At 69.0% G+C, this 15,117-nt stretch carries 16 protein-coding genes; 8 read left to right on the top strand and 8 right to left on the bottom strand.

Annotation, left to right across the window (positions count from 1 at the left end):
• Nucleotides 1-14 precede the first annotated feature (14 nt).
• The 3 genes from EBN03_RS05785 to EBN03_RS05795 are packed head-to-tail and all read left to right on the top strand — an operon-like array spanning nt 15 to nt 3,046.
• Nucleotides 15-1,514, top strand: a complete 1,500-nt coding sequence (locus EBN03_RS05785) for an adenylate/guanylate cyclase domain-containing protein (RefSeq protein ID WP_199742664.1) — start codon at nt 15-17, stop codon at nt 1,512-1,514.
• 25 nt (nt 1,515-1,539) lie between these two features.
• Nucleotides 1,540-2,595, top strand: coding sequence for a lysylphosphatidylglycerol synthase transmembrane domain-containing protein (locus tag EBN03_RS05790; protein ID WP_122186896.1), 1,056 nt, complete (start codon nt 1,540-1,542; stop codon nt 2,593-2,595).
• 28 nt (nt 2,596-2,623) lie between these two features.
• Complete coding sequence (locus tag EBN03_RS05795; RefSeq protein ID WP_122186897.1) at nt 2,624-3,046, top strand: DUF3054 domain-containing protein; 423 nt, start codon at nt 2,624-2,626, stop codon at nt 3,044-3,046.
• A gap of 3 nt (nt 3,047-3,049) precedes the next feature.
• Here the strand turns inward: EBN03_RS05795 and EBN03_RS05800 are convergent, their stop codons facing one another.
• A complete protein-coding gene (locus EBN03_RS05800) occupies nt 3,050-4,687 on the bottom strand; it encodes an NTF2-like N-terminal transpeptidase domain-containing protein (protein WP_233608193.1) in 1,638 nt (545 codons plus the stop codon).
• A 318-nt stretch (nt 4,688-5,005) separates the two neighbouring features.
• Between EBN03_RS05800 and EBN03_RS05805 the strand changes: the two genes are divergently transcribed.
• Both EBN03_RS05805 and aroQ read left to right on the top strand, forming a co-directional pair.
• Nucleotides 5,006-5,563, top strand: a complete 558-nt coding sequence (locus EBN03_RS05805) for a hypothetical protein (protein WP_122186898.1) — start codon at nt 5,006-5,008, stop codon at nt 5,561-5,563.
• Nucleotides 5,564-5,580: 17 nt separating this feature from the next.
• Nucleotides 5,581-6,009: a type II 3-dehydroquinate dehydratase gene (aroQ, locus tag EBN03_RS05810; protein WP_122186899.1), complete on the top strand. Its 429-nt coding sequence runs from the start codon at nt 5,581-5,583 to the stop codon at nt 6,007-6,009.
• Nucleotides 6,010-6,013: 4 nt separating this feature from the next.
• Here the strand turns inward: aroQ and EBN03_RS05815 are convergent, their stop codons facing one another.
• From EBN03_RS05815 to EBN03_RS05835, 5 genes are all read right to left on the bottom strand, one after another.
• Entirely contained in the window at nt 6,014-6,394 is a 381-nt protein-coding gene (locus tag EBN03_RS05815) for a cupin domain-containing protein (protein ID WP_122186900.1), read from the bottom strand.
• A 55-nt stretch (nt 6,395-6,449) separates the two neighbouring features.
• Complete coding sequence (locus EBN03_RS05820) at nt 6,450-7,628, bottom strand: aminotransferase class I/II-fold pyridoxal phosphate-dependent enzyme (protein WP_122186901.1); 1,179 nt, start codon at nt 7,626-7,628, stop codon at nt 6,450-6,452.
• Nucleotides 7,629-7,728: 100 nt separating this feature from the next.
• Nucleotides 7,729-8,799: a 3-oxoacyl-ACP synthase III family protein gene (locus EBN03_RS05825; protein ID WP_199742631.1), complete on the bottom strand. Its 1,071-nt coding sequence runs from the start codon at nt 8,797-8,799 to the stop codon at nt 7,729-7,731.
• A 7-nt stretch (nt 8,800-8,806) separates the two neighbouring features.
• Complete coding sequence (locus tag EBN03_RS05830) at nt 8,807-9,466, bottom strand: SRPBCC family protein (protein ID WP_122186902.1); 660 nt, start codon at nt 9,464-9,466, stop codon at nt 8,807-8,809.
• On the bottom strand, nt 9,463-11,139 hold the full coding sequence (locus EBN03_RS05835; protein WP_122186903.1) for a thiamine pyrophosphate-binding protein: 1,677 nt from the start codon (nt 11,137-11,139) through the stop codon (nt 9,463-9,465). Before EBN03_RS05835 ends, EBN03_RS05830 begins: the two co-directional genes overlap by 4 nt.
• A gap of 129 nt (nt 11,140-11,268) precedes the next feature.
• Here EBN03_RS05835 and EBN03_RS05840 point away from each other — a divergent pair, with 129 nt between their 5' ends.
• The 3 genes from EBN03_RS05840 (at nt 11,269) to EBN03_RS05850 (ending at nt 13,648) form a co-directional block, all read left to right on the top strand.
• On the top strand, nt 11,269-11,787 hold the full coding sequence (locus tag EBN03_RS05840; protein WP_122186904.1) for an EXLDI protein: 519 nt from the start codon (nt 11,269-11,271) through the stop codon (nt 11,785-11,787).
• 128 nt (nt 11,788-11,915) lie between these two features.
• Entirely contained in the window at nt 11,916-12,872 is a 957-nt protein-coding gene (locus EBN03_RS05845) for an ATP-binding cassette domain-containing protein (protein ID WP_122186905.1), read from the top strand.
• Nucleotides 12,869-13,648 (top strand): ABC transporter permease, encoded by a 780-nt coding sequence (locus EBN03_RS05850; protein ID WP_122186906.1) that lies wholly within the window; start codon nt 12,869-12,871, stop codon nt 13,646-13,648. Before EBN03_RS05845 ends, EBN03_RS05850 begins: the two co-directional genes overlap by 4 nt.
• A gap of 51 nt (nt 13,649-13,699) precedes the next feature.
• Here the strand turns inward: EBN03_RS05850 and EBN03_RS05855 are convergent, their stop codons facing one another.
• A complete protein-coding gene (locus EBN03_RS05855) occupies nt 13,700-14,434 on the bottom strand; it encodes a zf-HC2 domain-containing protein (RefSeq protein ID WP_122186907.1) in 735 nt (244 codons plus the stop codon).
• On the bottom strand, nt 14,431-15,018 hold the full coding sequence (locus tag EBN03_RS05860; protein WP_233608194.1) for a sigma-70 family RNA polymerase sigma factor: 588 nt from the start codon (nt 15,016-15,018) through the stop codon (nt 14,431-14,433). The genes EBN03_RS05855 and EBN03_RS05860 overlap by 4 nt, the downstream gene beginning before the upstream one ends.
• Nucleotides 15,019-15,117: the final 99 nt, after the last annotated feature.

The raw sequence follows: 15,117 nt of genomic DNA on the forward strand, positions 1-15,117 counted from the left end.
CGGTCAAACAGACCATGCACACCCGCTGGCCGTTGTACCTGACGTCGATGGTGGCGGCCAATGTCTTCGGCGGGGTCCTCGTGCTGGCCTTCATCCGTTACGGCCTGCCCGCACCCGAGGGTCAGCCGAACGGTATCCACAACATCGGCCTGCTGTATCCGGTGGCGGTGTTCCTGGTCGCGTCCGCGTTCAGCATCCTGGCCTCCACGAAGATGTTGCGGCCGGTGATGCGCTGGCAGGTGCGTGGTGGCGCGCCGACCCGGGAGGAGCAGGCGGCGGCGCTGCACACGCCGTTGCGGCAGGCGATCCTGCATCTGGCGTTGTGGATCGTGTTCGGCGCGGTGGTGGCGGCGTCGATCATCCGGACGAATCCCGAGGTGGCGGCCGCGGTGATCGTCACCGAATGTATGGCCGCCACATTCGTGTTCGGCTTCACCTACATGCTGGGCGAGCGGATCCTGCGGCCGGTGGCGGCGCAGGCCCTGCAGGCGGGGCGGTTCGATCGCACACTGACCGCGGGTGTCGGGGTGCGGATGGCGATGACGTGGGGTCTGGGCACCTTCGCGCCGACGATCGCGATCATGCTGCTGTGTGTCACGGAGATCACGTCGAAGGTGCAGTTCTCGGCGCGGTCGTTGGCGGTGACGGTGTTGCTGCTGTCCGGGGTGGTGATCATGCAGGCGCTGGCGTTGTCGATGTTGACCGGTGCCAGCATCTCGGATCCGGTGCGGCAGCTGTCGGATGCCATCGACCGGGCGCAGAGCGGCGCGCGTGATGTCCAGGTGGAGGTCTTCGACGGCTCCGAGATCGGGCTGCTGCAGGTCGGTTTCAACCGGATGATGGCGGAATCCGAGCAGCGGCGGCAGTTGCAGGAGCTGTTCGGTCAGCACGTCGGCGAGGAGGTCGCGCGCCGCGCGCTGGACTACGGCACCGAGCTGGGTGGGGAAACCCGGTTCGTAGCGGTGTTGTTCGTGGACATGGTCGGTTCCACGTCGGCGGCCGCGGAACGCCCGCCGACCGAGGTGGTCAGCCTGCTCAACGAGTTCTTCCGGGTGGTGGTCGACGTGGTCGCCCGGCACAACGGCCTGATCAACAAGTTCGTCGGGGACGCGGCGCTGGCCATCTTCGGTGCGCCGCTGGACCGCCCGGACGCGCCGACCGCCGCGCTGGTCGCGGCCCGCGAGCTGCGGGAGGCGCTGCGCGACGTACCGGGACTCGATGTCGGCATCGGCGTGTCGGCCGGGTTGGCCGTGGCCGGGAACATCGGCGCGGCGAACCGCTTCGAATACACCGTGATCGGCGATCCGGTCAACGAGGCGGCTCGGCTCACCGAACTCGCGAAGGAGACCCCGGGCCGGGTCCTGACCTCGGGCAGCGCCCTGTATTTCGCCGATGCGGCCGAACAGCAGCATTGGGTGACCGGCGCGGAGGTCCAGTTGCGTGGCCGCCGGCGCATGACGACGCTGGCGGTGCCGAAGTCCGTCGCATCCGAACGCGAGCCCATCACCCCCTAGCGGCCGATTTCGCTAATCTGGCCAGGTGAGGGCCCGGGGTGATCTCGCCGGCGAGCCGCCGCGGCCCCGGCAACGGGCCGCCCGGCTGCGGTGGTGGCAATGGGTGATCGTGGCCGCGCTCGCCGTGCTGCTGGCCGGCGAGGCGTGGTATCTGTGGCCGCGCCTGCACGAGTCCTCGCGCAGTCTCACCGAGATCCGCTGGGTGCCGGTGGCCGGCTGCGTGCTCATGCAGATGGTGTCGATCAGCGGATTCGGCGGAATCCAGAAACAACTGCTGCACACGGGTGGTGTGCAGGTCACGCACCGGCAGTCGGTGGCGGTGGTCTACGCCGCGACGGCGATGGCGGTGACCTTGCCCGCCGGGCAGGTCTTCTCCACAGCCTTCACCTATCGCGCGACCCGGCGCTGGGGTGCGGGACCGGTCCTGGCGTCGTGGCAGCTGCTGATGTCGGGCGTGGTGGCGGCGGCGGGCATGGTGCTGCTCGGTTTCGGCGGCACGCTGCTGGCCGGTGACCGGATCGGCCCGGCCCAACTGCTGATCTCGGTGGGCACGATCGTGGCCCTGGCCTGGGCCGGCAACTGGACGGCCCGCCACCCCGACGGTCTCGAGGCACCGGTGCGGGCGGTATTGCGCCTGGTCAACCGGGTGCGGCGGCTACCGCCGGACCACGGCCTGCACCGGGTCAAGGAGCTGGTGCGGCAGCTGGATTCGGTGCAGCTGAATCGCCGGGACGCGCTGCTGGTGACGTGGTGGGCGGTGGTGCACCGGGTCGCCGATGTGGCCTGTCTCGGCGCGGCGTGTTACGCAGTCGGCGCCGATCCGACCTGGGCCGGGCTGGCGGTGGCGTTCAGCGCGGGTAAGGCGGTGGGCACGATTCCGCTGGCGCCGGGCGGCATCGTCTATGTCGACGCGACGCTGATCTACAGCCTGACGGCCGCGGCGGGGCTGCCGGCCACTCAGGCGGTGGCCGCGGCGTTCATATATCGCCTGGTCAGCTTCATTCTGGTAGCGATCGCGGGCTGGATCGTGTTCGCCTTCCTGGGCGGTGGCCTGGTGCGGACGACGGGTGAGCCGGACTGACGTGCGCCGGTGCCCTACCCTGTGCGGCGTGAAGAAACTGGTGCCGTTCGGTGTGGATGCCCTGCTGGTGATCGTGTTCTGCGCCATCGGGCGGCACAGTCACGACGAGTCGGCGATCTCCGGACTGTTCCGCACGGTGTGGCCGTTCGGAACCGGCCTGTTGATCGGGTGGGTTGCCGCGATCGCGATCTCGGCGAGCGCACTGCCGGAGGCGACCGGGGCCGCGGCCGGTAAGCCGGGCACGGATCTGGTGACGACGCTGCGCCGCTTCGACGGCCGACGGCTGTGGCCGACCGGCGTGGTGGTGTGGTTGTGCACCCTGACCGGCGGCATGGTGTTGCGTGTGCTCAGCCATCAGGGCATCGCGCTCAGTTTCGTCGGGGTCGCCGCGACCGTGCTGGCGTTGTTCCTGCTGGGCTGGCGCGGCGCCTGGAAGGCGCTGGGCCGCTAGGACTTACTGGTCGGGCGTGGCCAGCGACCGCAGCAGCCGGGCCGCCATCCGCGCGGTGGCGTCACCGCTGTCGACGTCGTCGATGTGGATGGCGAAGGCCAGGTCACCCATGTTCGCGATGAGCCAGCCCGCGGATCCCGCGATGCCGTCGTAGGCGATGACCCCGGCGTAGTGCCGCACGGTGGTCAGTTCGTCGCTGCCGACGCCGTCGGTGAGCAGCCGGCGCAGCCGGTCGACCACGGCCGGGTCCAGCGGTTTCAGGTCGGCGTCGGTGGTGCCGGGCCGGCCGATCTCGATCATGGGCGGGGCGACCGAGCCGCGCGCGATGGTGGCGGCGGCGATGGCCATTCCCAGCGGGCTGGCGGTGATCGGGTCGGTGCTGCCCTGGTGTACGGCTTCCACGCCGCGGCCGCCGATGGGCAGGTGGCCGGTGGTCTCGTCGAGTCCGTCGACCTTGAATCCGATGCCGACGCCGAGCTGGGCCGCGCCCTGGGCCACGTCGGACACCGCGGTGATCTCCTGCGGCTGCTTGCCCTTCTCCTGGGCCTCGACGGCCTTGAACAGCTCGGACATGCCGCCGACCGGATAGGCGTTGGTGAAGGCGGGGTTGCCCTGTTCGCTGGCCTGGTTGTTCTGCGCGGCGGCGACGATGGCCCCGGTGGACGGCTGGATCGCGACGATGGAGGCTGCGGTGCCGACGCTGACGACGGCGTCCTCGGCGGCGCGCTGCAGCTTGTTGTCGAGGGTGCCGGCGATGTCGGGTCCGGGCGGGCCCTGCTGGCCGGCGAGCTGGGTGACCATGGCGCCGTCGGGGCCAAAGACCTGGATTCCCCAGCCTGCGTGCGCGTCCCGGTTCTCCTGCCAGACCTTCTTGTAGGCGTCCAGCAGTGGCGACCAGATCCGGCGGTCGGAGGTGATCAGGGTGGGCTGCTTGTCCACGACGACGCCGGGGATGGAGGTCAGTTTGCTCTCCAGGACGGCGAAGTCGTCGGCGCGCAGGCGCACCGCGTCGACCGGTTTGCCCTGCGAGGTGGACAGCTGCTGCATCAGCGAGGGTCCGGTGATCAGCGGCGCGACCACGGAGATGACGTCGGCGAGCCGGTTGGTGGTGCCGACGAGGTCGGTGGTCTGCGCCGGGTCGACCTTGATGGCGTTGATGGTCTGCTCGCTCATCAGCAGGGCGCCGGAGCTGTCGTTGACCTTCGGGGAGGGCGTCGCCTCGGTGCGGACCAGTTTGACGGTGCGGCTGGCATCCAGCTGCGGGATCACGACGGTCGGGTCCCAGGAGATTCGCCAGCCGATTGCCAGCTTGCGCACGGTGCCGTGCAGGTCGTAGTCCCATTCCTTGCCGGGGCCGAAGTTCCAGGTGGCCTTCATGTTGAAGTTGGCCGTGGACTTGTCGAGCGGAATGTATTGCACGACACGGTAATCCGGTTTCCCTCCGTTGAGGGATCCGAACATCTGCTTGAGGGTGTCCTCGGCGCCGTTGGGATACGAGGTCAGCTGCGCGGCGCCGGCGGCGTCCTTCTTGTCGAGGAGGCCGGCGAAATGATCGACCACGGACTGCGGGTCGTTGTCATTGCCCGCAATTCCGCACGCACCGAGGCCCATCACGAGGGCAGCAGCCCCGGCGATTGCCATCACACCCCGAACGCGGAAGCGGCGGGATCCCCACACATCCATGTCGCCCACTTTTCACTCTTGTCACACCAGCAACAAGAACAACCGTACCCGAACAATTACCGTAGCCGCCGCGTCGGCAACCCTGCGCATTCTGCACGCCCGCGCCTCACAATAGTGACCGTTTCTCAACATCCGGCCGCCCCGGCCCGGACGCGACGGCGTCCTCGGCGAGCCATCACCTTACCGCCGTTCTCCCACGGCAGAAGCCACGGCATCGATTGCGGCGTAATCTTGTAATCACTGCAACACTGCTTCGTCTGTAAGAAGGTATGCATCATGAGACACGGACAACGAGGACGCGGTTTCGGCCGTCCCGGCGGCTGGCAGCAGGCCGACCTGCCCGACGCGGCGGACGCACCCGACTGGTTCGCCGGGCGCTTGCCCGCCGACTGGTTCACCGGACCGCCCACCATCGACATCGACCGCGACGAGATCGTCGTCGTGGGTGAACTACCCCTGCCCGACGGCGAGACGCCCGAGGCGACCCAGGACGGCCTGGTGGCCCGGTTCCGCGAATCCACGCGGCCCGCGCGCATGCAGATCGCCGACGAGGCGCAGCGGCGCTACGGCCGCAGCGTGGCCTGGGGTGTCCGGGTCGGCGACCAGCGGATCCTGTTCACGCACTTGGCCGTTCCGGTCATGACCCGGCTGCGGCAGCCCGAACGAAAGGTGCTCGACACCCTGGTCGACGCCGGGGTCGCCCGCTCCCGCGCGGACGCCCTCGCCTGGACGGTCAAGCTGGCCGGCAAGCACGCCGAGGAATGGCTGGAGGAGCTGCGGGCCGCGATGCGCAAGGTCGACGACCTGCGTGCCGAGGGACCCAAGGACCTCTGAACGATAGGGTGTCCGGCATGGGACCGATCCTCGTGCTCAACGGCCCGAATCTGAACATGCTGGGCACCCGCCAGCCGGAGGTGTACGGCGCCGACACCCTCGCCGACGTCCTCGACCTGTGCCGGCACACCGCCACGCGGTTCGACCGGACGATCACCGATTTCCAGTCCAATCACGAAGGGGCGCTGATCGATCGGATCCACGCCGCGCGCGGAGTGGAATCGGCGATCGTGATCAATCCGGGCGGGCTGACCCACACCTCGGTGGCATTGCGGGACGCACTGGTGATTCCCGAAGTGCCGATCGTGGAGGTGCATATCTCGAATGTGCATGCGCGCGAAGAATTCCGGCACCATTCCTATATTTCGCCGATCGCCACCGCGGTGATCGCCGGCATGGGAATTCAGGGTTACGCCGCGGCAGTCGAATTCCTCTGCACCCGTTGACCGGTCAGCCGGCACACGGCGGCGAAGGCACCCCGCGCGAGAGCGGGCTGCCGACCGGGTTCAGGTACAGCACGGTCAATCGCAGCGGCCGGTCACCGCTGTTGCGGGCGAGGTGCCGGTGGCCGGGCCCGCTCGGCTCGCGGAAGACGCGGCCCGGCCGGTAGCGCACCGGCCGGCAGTCGTAGCCGGGATGATCCAGCGGCGCACCCGTGACCAGCACGATCAGCGTGCCGTCGTGGTAGTGCCAGCCCGAATCGCCGCCCGGTTCGATGATCGTCTGCCGCAACAGCACCTCCCGCCGCCCCAGCCGCAACCGCAGCAGCAACCGGCTGCGGGTCCCGACCGCGGGTGCCGGGTTGGACCGGAACTCTGGCAGCAACGACATGCGCCGATCATCGCGCATCGGCCGGGCTGCCTCACGCAACCCCGCCGGACGGCAGCTACCGCGACCGGAACCACGAGGTCGAGTAGCTGTCGGTGTCGTCGGACTCGGACGGCAGCGCCGCCATCTGGACGGGCGGTTCGAGTGCGGTGATGACCGCGGTGCCGGCGTCCGGATCGCCGACCGCGATCCGCGCACTGCCGTCCGGGTAGCCCTTCACCGCGATCCCGGCGGCGGTCAGCCGCGCCGTGACGGTCCGGCCGGGCAGGTACAGGAAGTTGCCGCTGCTTCGCGGCACTGGAATACCGTTGCGCCGCAGGGCCGCTCGCAGATGGTCCCGTTCGACGGTGATGTGCAGGACGCGATCGGCGAGTTCGTGGGCCGCGGCGTACGAGGCCGCGACCGCGACCGCCGCGGATTCCGGTACCCCGAAAGGCAATTGGAGCCGCCGCACCCGCGCGATGAGTTCGGGCCGGCCGATCGCGTACCCGATCCGCAACCCGGCCAGACCGTACGCCTTCGAAAAGGTGCGCAGGATCAGCAGATTCGGGTACCGCTGCAGCAGCGTGCCCGGATCGATCCGTTCGGCGGCACCCAGGAATTCGACGTACGCCTCGTCCAGCAGCACCGGCACCCGCCGCGGCAGCGCGAACAGGAACGCCTTGAGCTCACTGCCCGGGATCAGCGTGCCGGTCGGGTTGTGCGGCCGGCACACCGCGACCAGCCCGGTCCGCTCGCCGACCGCACGCAGCATCGCCCAAAGATCCTGGCGGCCTGCCACATCCAGTGGCACACCGACACCTTCCAAGCCGCACATCGCCGCCAGGATCGGATAGCCGTCGAAGGTCGGCTCGGCGTACACGATGGTCTGCCCGGCGCGAGTCAGCGCCTGCATGACCTGCAGGGCCACACCGGTCGCGCCCGCACCGACCACGATCTGATCCGGTGCGAGACCGAGGTGATCGGCGATCAGGGTGGGCAGGCGGTGGGGCAGGAACTCCGGATAGCGGTTGGCACCGGCGATCGTCGCGTGCAGCGCGCGCTGGACGGAAGGCAGTGGCGGCAACGGATGTTCACTGAGCGCCAGGTCGAATCGCTTGCGCGGCAACGGTGATCGCTCCGCAGAACGCTTGCCGGACAGCAACGTCGGCCCGTGGGCGGGCTCCGGCGTCGTGAACACCGGCCGCAACCGCGCGGTGCGCGTCGGGGCCTCGTCGCCGGTGATCGAGTGACTCATGAGCACACCCGGCCGTTCCGCCCACTCACCGCGCCACGTACCCTGCCCGGGCCTACCGCAACCACCCTGTGCTGCCAGGGAATTCGCTTGTCGTGCGCACTCATCGCGCCGCTCCCCAGCGTACGGCGGCCGCACCGGCGAAGTCGCCGGCGTGCGCGAACGCGGCCATGAGTACCACCGACCCGTTGCGCAGCCTTTCCGCCCGGTTCTCCGTATCCAATGTGACAGGAATGCCTGCGGCAAACAGGTTCCCGCAGCTGTCGAAGGTGTCGGGATGGCGTTCGGCCGGTAGCTCGAGTGCCTCGTGCCAGTTGCGCAGGAACAGCCGGTTCGGCTGGTTGGTGACGAAGGTGTCGATATCGCGGCCCTTCACGCCGATCCGGTCGCACACCGCGTGTGCCAGCTCCGGCACCAGGCGGTTGCCGCGGGCGAACACCTTGGTGATGCGGGACTCGGTGAAGCTGACGCAGGCCTGACCGGTACCGGGCTCCCAGTACTTGCGGTCGGTGGCGAAATCGAAGTCGCCGTCCCGGTTCACGTCGGTGCAGAAGCTCATGTCGCCCGCGAACTCCGGGTAGGTGCGGGTCTGCACGTCCAGGATCGGCGCGTCCGAGTTCTTCACCAGCAGCCCGACGCCGCAGCCGTCGCCGGGGACCGGCGCCTGGGCGAGCTTGCGGATCTCGGTCTGGGTGAACACCGGACCGGCGCAGTTCTGCGACGTCGCGATCAATGCCGTTCGCGCGGAGGTGGTCTGGAGGATCATCCGGGCCAGCCCCATCATGTGTACGAAGGCGGCACAGCCGCCGTTGTGCACATCGATCACCCAGCCCGGATTCATTCCCAGCCGCTTGGCGACCTCGGAGCCGGGGCCCAGCACGGGATTGTCGGGCAGCTGGGTGTGGGTGAGCAGCACGTCGATGCCGGCGATCTCGTCGCGGCCGTGCCGCTGCACCAGCGGTTCGACCGCGCGCTCGACCATGTCGACGGCGGTCTCGTCGCGGGCGACGTGATGGCGGGTCCGGGGCGATCGGAACATGACGTTGCGGGCCATCCGATCCGAGCGCGAGTACTGCGTGAAGTAGTCGGTGGGCACCGGTTCGCCGGGCAGGTAGCTCGCGACGTCGACCAGGCTCACGGTCGGCAGGGCGGGTGCGATGTCGGTGAAATCCATTGTGCGCTCACTTCATCCAGTCAGGCTTGATCGGCAGGCCGTGGGTGGCGCGGTATTCCGCGATGGCCTTGAGATTGGCTAGTTCGAGCCGGTGACCGGCGGAGAACATCTCCCAGAAGTCGCCCACCCAGACCTTGCGTCCGGGCGGCGCGGCCTCGGGGAACGGATTCTGTTCGTAGAAAGGGTGATTGCAGTTGATCCAGGTGACCACCGACCCCGGCTTGTTCAGCACGACCTGGGCGTCGATCACCCGCATCAGGTAGATCATCCACAGGTGTTCGCCCTGGTCCCAGGCACAGTGGTAGTCGACGGTCATGGCGTCCGGGTTGGCGACGGTGCGGGTGTAGATCTCGGTGTTCGGGCCGAGCCGGTCGGCGGAGACCCACAGTCCGGGCTCGTCGGTCTCGGTGAATCCACGCAGGCTGTAGGTCCACTCCTCCAAACTGCGGGTGTCGGCCAGGTATTCGTAGAGCTCACGCGGCGGCGCGGCGATGTAGTCCTGCACCGGGCAGAACGGGCCGTAGATCTGATCGTGCGGGTACACCGACCGCAGCATGTCCATGATGATGGGCGCGGTGGCGTCGCGATCGGAGTTCTCGATCCGCAGCACGCCGGGCAGCTCCCGGTCTCCGATGTCGCTGAGGGCGGGTAGGGCGCTCGTGGTCAAGGGTGTCTCCTCTGTTCCGGCAGAAACGGGGTGAACGGTGGGATCTCGTCGGGGTCGCAGTCGATCGAGACGAAGGACGGCCCTGCGGTGGCGAAGCAATGTCGCAGGGCGGCAGTCAGTTCGGTGGTCGTCTCCGGGCTGAAGGTGGGCAGGCCGGGGAACATGGCGGCCAGCCCGGCGCCGAGGTCGGCGCGGCGGAAACGGTTGTAGCTGTAGTGGTCCCCGTAGTACTGCTGCTCCCGGGTGACGCACATGGCGTGCGCGTTGTTGTTGAAAACGACGACGGTGACCGGTAATCGGTGCTCGATGGCGGTGTGCAACTCGAGCCCGTGCATGTAGAAGGCGCCGTCGCCGGCGATGACGACCGTGCGCCGCGGCGGTCCGGTGGGCCGCGCCGATCGCGCGAAGGCCGAGCCGATTCCGGCGCCGAACGCGTATCCCATCCCGCCCATGCCGAGCGCGACCACGAACCGGCCACCGTGCGGCAGCCGCAGGTGGTGCACGACCGACGCACCGGTGTTGCCCGCGTCGGCGAACACATCGGTACCGGGTTCCAGGGCGGCACTGATGGTTTCGACGATGTCGTGGTAGCGCAGGCCGGGCCCGGCCGCCGGTGGCACGGCCAGCGGAGTGACGCTGCGTGCACCGCGGACGGTGGACAGCGTGCTGCCGGTGCGGCATTCGGCCACGAGCGTAGCCAGCGCCGTGTCCAGGTCGTCGGTGCCGGCGTGCAGCGAATCCGGGTACGGCACTTCTGCTCCGACGCTGGCGACGGGCACGGCCCCGAGCAACTCGTCGAGTCCGGTGCGCGCGGTGACCGGCAGCCGGGTGCCGACCAGCAGGCACAGTGCCGCACCGCGGACGGCGTCGATCAGCTCGGGATGGCCCATGCTCCCGGCGATTCCGCAGTAGCCCGCCTCGTCGTGGCCGTAGACGTCCTTGGCTTCCGGGGTGACTCCGACGGCAGCGTCGAGAACGCTTGCCAGCGTGGCCAATCGGGCCCGTGCGTCGTCGCGCGCGACCTGGTCGCCGGCGATGATCACGATCTTGCCGGCGGTGCGGGCGCGCAGCAGCGCGTCCCGGACCCGTTCCAGCGCCGCATGGTCACAGGTGTGGACCGGCAGTGGTGGGTCGAATGCTGCAGCAATCGACTCGGCCTGCTGTACATCTTTGGGCAGCAACAGAACTGCCGGCCCACCCGCCCGCGCGGCCGCGACCGCGCGAGTCAGGTGCCCGGGCAGAGCGTCGGGGGTCTCCACCCGGGCGCAGTAGACAGCGAACGATCCGAACAGGGCCGCGGCGTCGAAGGTGCCGGCCAGTCCGCTGGTGTCCTGGAACGCCCCGCGGCCTTCCAGGGCCCGGGGCGGCTGGCCGACCAGCGCCAGGACCGGCACCCGCGATGCGCGCGATTCCGCCAGTCCCGCAACTAGATTCATGGCACCACCACCCGAGGTGGCGCAGACGACACCGAGTCCCGCGCCGGTGCGCGCGTAGCCGTCGGCCATGGTGGCGGCGGCGAATTCGTGCTTGGCGACCACACCGGTCACCGGGCCGCCGGCCGCATGGAGGGCGTCGTAGAGGTCTTCGATATTGGCGCCGCCGACACCGAAGACGTGCCGCACCCCCAATGCTCCGACCGCCTGGACCAGGTAGTCCACCACTCGTACCGGCATCGAGGATTCCTTCCGAACCTTGATCGCTGTACTGGTGATACGACGCGGGACGGGGTCCGGTTCACCCCGGTATCGAACCGGGTCGCGGCAACCCTTGCTTATACGTATACATCTACTTATAGTGGGTTCATGCCGAACAAAACCATCTACGTCTCCGACGACGACCTACCCCTGTTCCAGCGGGCCCAGGAACTGGTCGGCGGCAACCTGTCCGGCACCATCGTGGCCGCCCTGCGCCGGTACATCGAGCTCGAGGAGGGCCGCGCCGAGGGCTACGAAGAGGTCGTCCTGCGGCTCGGGCACAACGGAGCCCGGCAGGTGCGGTTCTCCGGCCGGCTGCTCGGCGACCTGCAGGAGATGGACGGCGTACGGCTCGAGCACTTCAAGGTGTACCGCAGCCGCAAGGGCAAGTTCGTCCTGCATCTGCGCCGCTCGGACTGGAAGGACTACCCGACCGAGACCAACTGGATCAAGGACCTCACCAACTGGCGCAAGATGCTCGGCGTCGTCCCGGACGAGGAGTGGGGCGAGTTCACCATGGACATCTACGACAACCTGACCGATCTGCGCGGCCGTATCCCCGACAAGCTCTACGCCCGGGTCGCCGACCTGGCCGACCGCCCGGCCGTGGAGGACCTCGACATCTGATCCCGCGGACCGGAACCGATCCGGCCACAACCGAATACGACCGACCACCCCTCTTCGATCGCAATCGTCGCGACCGAAGCCGGATAACTCATGCATTCATCACTATTACTTGATATGAGGGGCACCCCATGACCACCAGAGAACCGGCCATCGCCGTCTCCGGACTGCACAAGTCCTACGGCGAGAAAGTCGTCCTCGACGGCATCGACCTCACCGTCCCGGCGGGCAGCATCTACGCCCTGCTCGGGCCCAACGGCGCCGGCAAGACCACCACCGTCGCGATCCTGTCCACCCTGACCGGCGCCGACGCCGGAACCGTGCGGGTCGGCGGGCACGACGTCCGCACCGACCCGGAGGCCGTGCGCACCGCCATCGGCGTCACCGGCCAGTTCTCCGCCGTCGACGAATTGTTGACCGGCCGGGAGAACCTGCTGCTCATGTCCGACCTGCACCATCTGCCCCGCCGCCACGGCAAGGAACTGGCCACCGAACTCCTGGCCAAGTTCGACCTGGTCGAGGCCGCCGACAAGCCGGCCTCCACCTACTCCGGCGGCATGACCCGCCGCCTCGACCTGGCCATGACGCTGGTCGGCGACCCGCGGATCATCTTCCTCGACGAACCCACCACCGGCCTCGACCCGCGCAGTCGGCACGCCATGTGGAACGTCATCCGGGAGCTGGTCGCCGGTGGTGTCACGGTGCTGCTGACCACTCAGTACCTGGAAGAGGCCGACCAGCTCGCACACCGGGTCGCGGTACTCGACCAGGGCCGCATCGTCGCCGAAGGCACCCCCGCCGAACTCAAGCGGCTGGTCCCCGGCGGGCACATCCGGCTCACCTTCACCACCGCCGCCGAGCGGGACGCCGCCGCGGCCGCCCTCGGCGGCGTGCCCGGCGACAACCTGAGCCTGGCGGTCGCCAGCGACGGCGGCGTGCGTTCGCTGCGCTCGGTCCTCGACCTGCTCGACGCCGCCGGCCTGGAACCCGAGGGCCTGGCCGTGCACACCCCCGACCTCGACGACGTCTTCCTGACCCTCACCGGCCAGGTCACCACCGCTGCCATCACCGAGGAGACCCTGCGATGACCACCACCGCCCGATCCCGCCTGCTCGCCGACACGGCAACCATGTTCCGGCGGAACATGGTGCACGCCCGCCGTTATCCGTCCATGACGGTCAGCATCATCATCATGCCGATCGTGCTGATGTTGATGTTCCGCTACATCTTCGGCGGCGCGCTGCACGCCTCGACCGGTGGCCGCGGCTACATCGACTACCTGGCGCCCGGCATGATGCTGATGATCCCCGCCTACCTGGTGGTCGGCGTGGCCGTCATGGTGGCCAGCGATATGACCAAGGGCATCGTGAACCGATTCCGCACCATGTCGATCGCGCAGTCGTCGATCCTCAGCGGGCAGGTCCTCGGCACGCTGGTCCAGGGCCTGCTGGGTGTGACGTCGATGGTGCTGGTCTCGCTGCTGGTCGGCTGGCGCCCACACGGCGGCCCGGTCGAATGGCTGGCCGCCTACGGTCTGGTCATGTTGGCGATCCTGGCCCTGACCTGGATGGGCGTGGCGTTCGGTCTGGTCGCCGAGACCCCGGAGAGCGCGTCGAACATGCCGATGCCGCTGATCATGCTGCCGTTCCTGGGCAGCGGCATGGTCCCCACCGACACCATGCCGGTCGGGGTGCGCCAGTTCGCGGAGTACCAGCCCTTCACCCCGCTGACCGAGACCCTGCGCGGTCTGCTGATGGGCGGGCCGGTGGCGGGACACGCTGTGGCAGCGGTGATCTGGTGCCTGGGGCTGGGGATCTTCGGCTACCTCTGGTCGATGTCGACCTTGCGCAAGAAGTCCGCCTGACACCTCGGCACCGGGGCCGGGTCGTCACTGTGACGGCCCGGCCGCCGTGTGTCACAAGTTCGAGGACAGAACCACCTGATTCGTTGCGGCGGAACGCACTTGGACCGACTTGATCTTGTCCGGCGCGAGCGCCACGGTGCCACTGGGCGACATCGTGGTGCCGGGCAACGCCGTCCAGTCCGCGACCCGGGATTCGGTGCCGTCCACACCCACCACCCACAGCGAACCCCGCCAGCTGTACGCCGTCTCGGATTTCGCGTAGCTGCAGGTCATGTCGATCCGGCTGCCACCGTCGGCCGCGATCACCCGGAACGACGCCGAAACCGGTGTGGGTACAACCGGATTCATCGTGTGTTCGGCCACCACCGCGGTCGGCGCGCCGTGGTCGTGGACCGCGAGCGTGGCCGGGACCGCGACCAGCACCGCGACCACCGCGGCCGCGGCCGCACCGGCCAACGCCAGCGCGACGTTCCGCCGGCGCCGCGCCCGGGTACCGGACACCAACTGCGGCAACAGGTTCGACGGCACCGGCGCAGCTTCCGGTTCGGGTTCCGCCGCCACCGGCTCGATCAGCGCGAGCGCCACCGCGGGCTCCACTCGCTGCAGCAGGCCGGGCACCCCGGCCAGATCCGCCACCGCGAGCCGGCAACCGGTGCAGTCGGCGAGATGCCGTTCGTATTCCCGGCGTTCGGCGGCACTCAATGCGCCCAGCACATACGCGCCGTCCCAGCTCGCGTAGGCGTCGGCGACGGGCTCGTCCGAGCCGGAAGCGACCTCGTCGATCATCGTGTCACCCCCATCTCCCCGAGCGCGCTGCGCAGTGCCCGCATCCCATAGTGCATCCGGGACTTGACGGTCCCCTCCGGGATGGCCAGCTCGGTCGCGATCTGATGGGTCGACAGACCCCGATAATAGGCACGCACGATCACCTCCCGATGGTCGGTACGCAGCCGGGCCAGCGCGTCGGCGATCAACCAGCCGTCGACGCTGCGGTCGGCCTGGTCCTCGGTCGCCTGCTCGGGCGGACTGTCGGTGCCGAACTCGCGCCGATTCCGGGCGCTGCGATGCTCGTCGACCGCGAGATTGCGGGCCACCGTGAACAGCCAGGCCCGCGCCGAGGACGTGGCCTGATCGAGCACGTTCGGCCGCTGCCAGGCCCGCAACAGCGTCTCCTGCACGATGTCCTCGGCCCGGCCGGCGTCACCCACCAGGCTGTAGGTGTAGCGCCACAGGGCCGCCGCATGCTGGTCGTAGAGCACCTTCAGCAGCGCGGAATCGGTATCGGATCCGTTCAGGGGGGTCGACGGGCGCAGGTCACGGGCGGGCTCGGTATCGGATCGGTCGTTACGCATCGGTGGTGTCGTACTCATAGCCTCACCGGTTCATCTGCCGCGCCGGACGCGGTCGCAGGGCCACACCGAGGTTGTACGTTCCACCCGGTGTCCGGGGTTCACTCTCGTCGCCGAGTC

Origin of the sequence: Nocardia stercoris (assembly GCF_003696265.1) — a bacterium.
Classification (GTDB): Bacteria; Actinomycetota; Actinomycetes; order Mycobacteriales; family Mycobacteriaceae; genus Nocardia; species Nocardia stercoris.

Coding starts and splice junctions, on each gene's coding strand:
- EBN03_RS05785 (WP_199742664.1), top strand. CDS start 15: ATGCACACCCGCTGGCCGTTGTACCTGACGTCGATGGTGGCGGCCAAT.
- EBN03_RS05800 (WP_233608193.1), bottom strand. CDS start 4,687: ATGGCAATCGCCGGGGCTGCTGCCCTCGTGATGGGCCTCGGTGCGTGC.
- EBN03_RS05805 (WP_122186898.1), top strand. CDS start 5,006: ATGAGACACGGACAACGAGGACGCGGTTTCGGCCGTCCCGGCGGCTGG.
- aroQ (WP_122186899.1), top strand. CDS start 5,581: ATGGGACCGATCCTCGTGCTCAACGGCCCGAATCTGAACATGCTGGGC.
- EBN03_RS05815 (WP_122186900.1), bottom strand. CDS start 6,394: ATGTCGTTGCTGCCAGAGTTCCGGTCCAACCCGGCACCCGCGGTCGGG.
- EBN03_RS05820 (WP_122186901.1), bottom strand. CDS start 7,628: ATGAGTCACTCGATCACCGGCGACGAGGCCCCGACGCGCACCGCGCGG.
- EBN03_RS05825 (WP_199742631.1), bottom strand. CDS start 8,799: ATGGATTTCACCGACATCGCACCCGCCCTGCCGACCGTGAGCCTGGTC.
- EBN03_RS05835 (WP_122186903.1), bottom strand. CDS start 11,139: ATGCCGGTACGAGTGGTGGACTACCTGGTCCAGGCGGTCGGAGCATTG.
- EBN03_RS05840 (WP_122186904.1), top strand. CDS start 11,269: ATGCCGAACAAAACCATCTACGTCTCCGACGACGACCTACCCCTGTTC.
- EBN03_RS05845 (WP_122186905.1), top strand. CDS start 11,916: ATGACCACCAGAGAACCGGCCATCGCCGTCTCCGGACTGCACAAGTCC.
- EBN03_RS05850 (WP_122186906.1), top strand. CDS start 12,869: ATGACCACCACCGCCCGATCCCGCCTGCTCGCCGACACGGCAACCATG.
- EBN03_RS05855 (WP_122186907.1), bottom strand. CDS start 14,434: ATGATCGACGAGGTCGCTTCCGGCTCGGACGAGCCCGTCGCCGACGCC.
- EBN03_RS05860 (WP_233608194.1), bottom strand. CDS start 15,018: ATGAGTACGACACCACCGATGCGTAACGACCGATCCGATACCGAGCCC.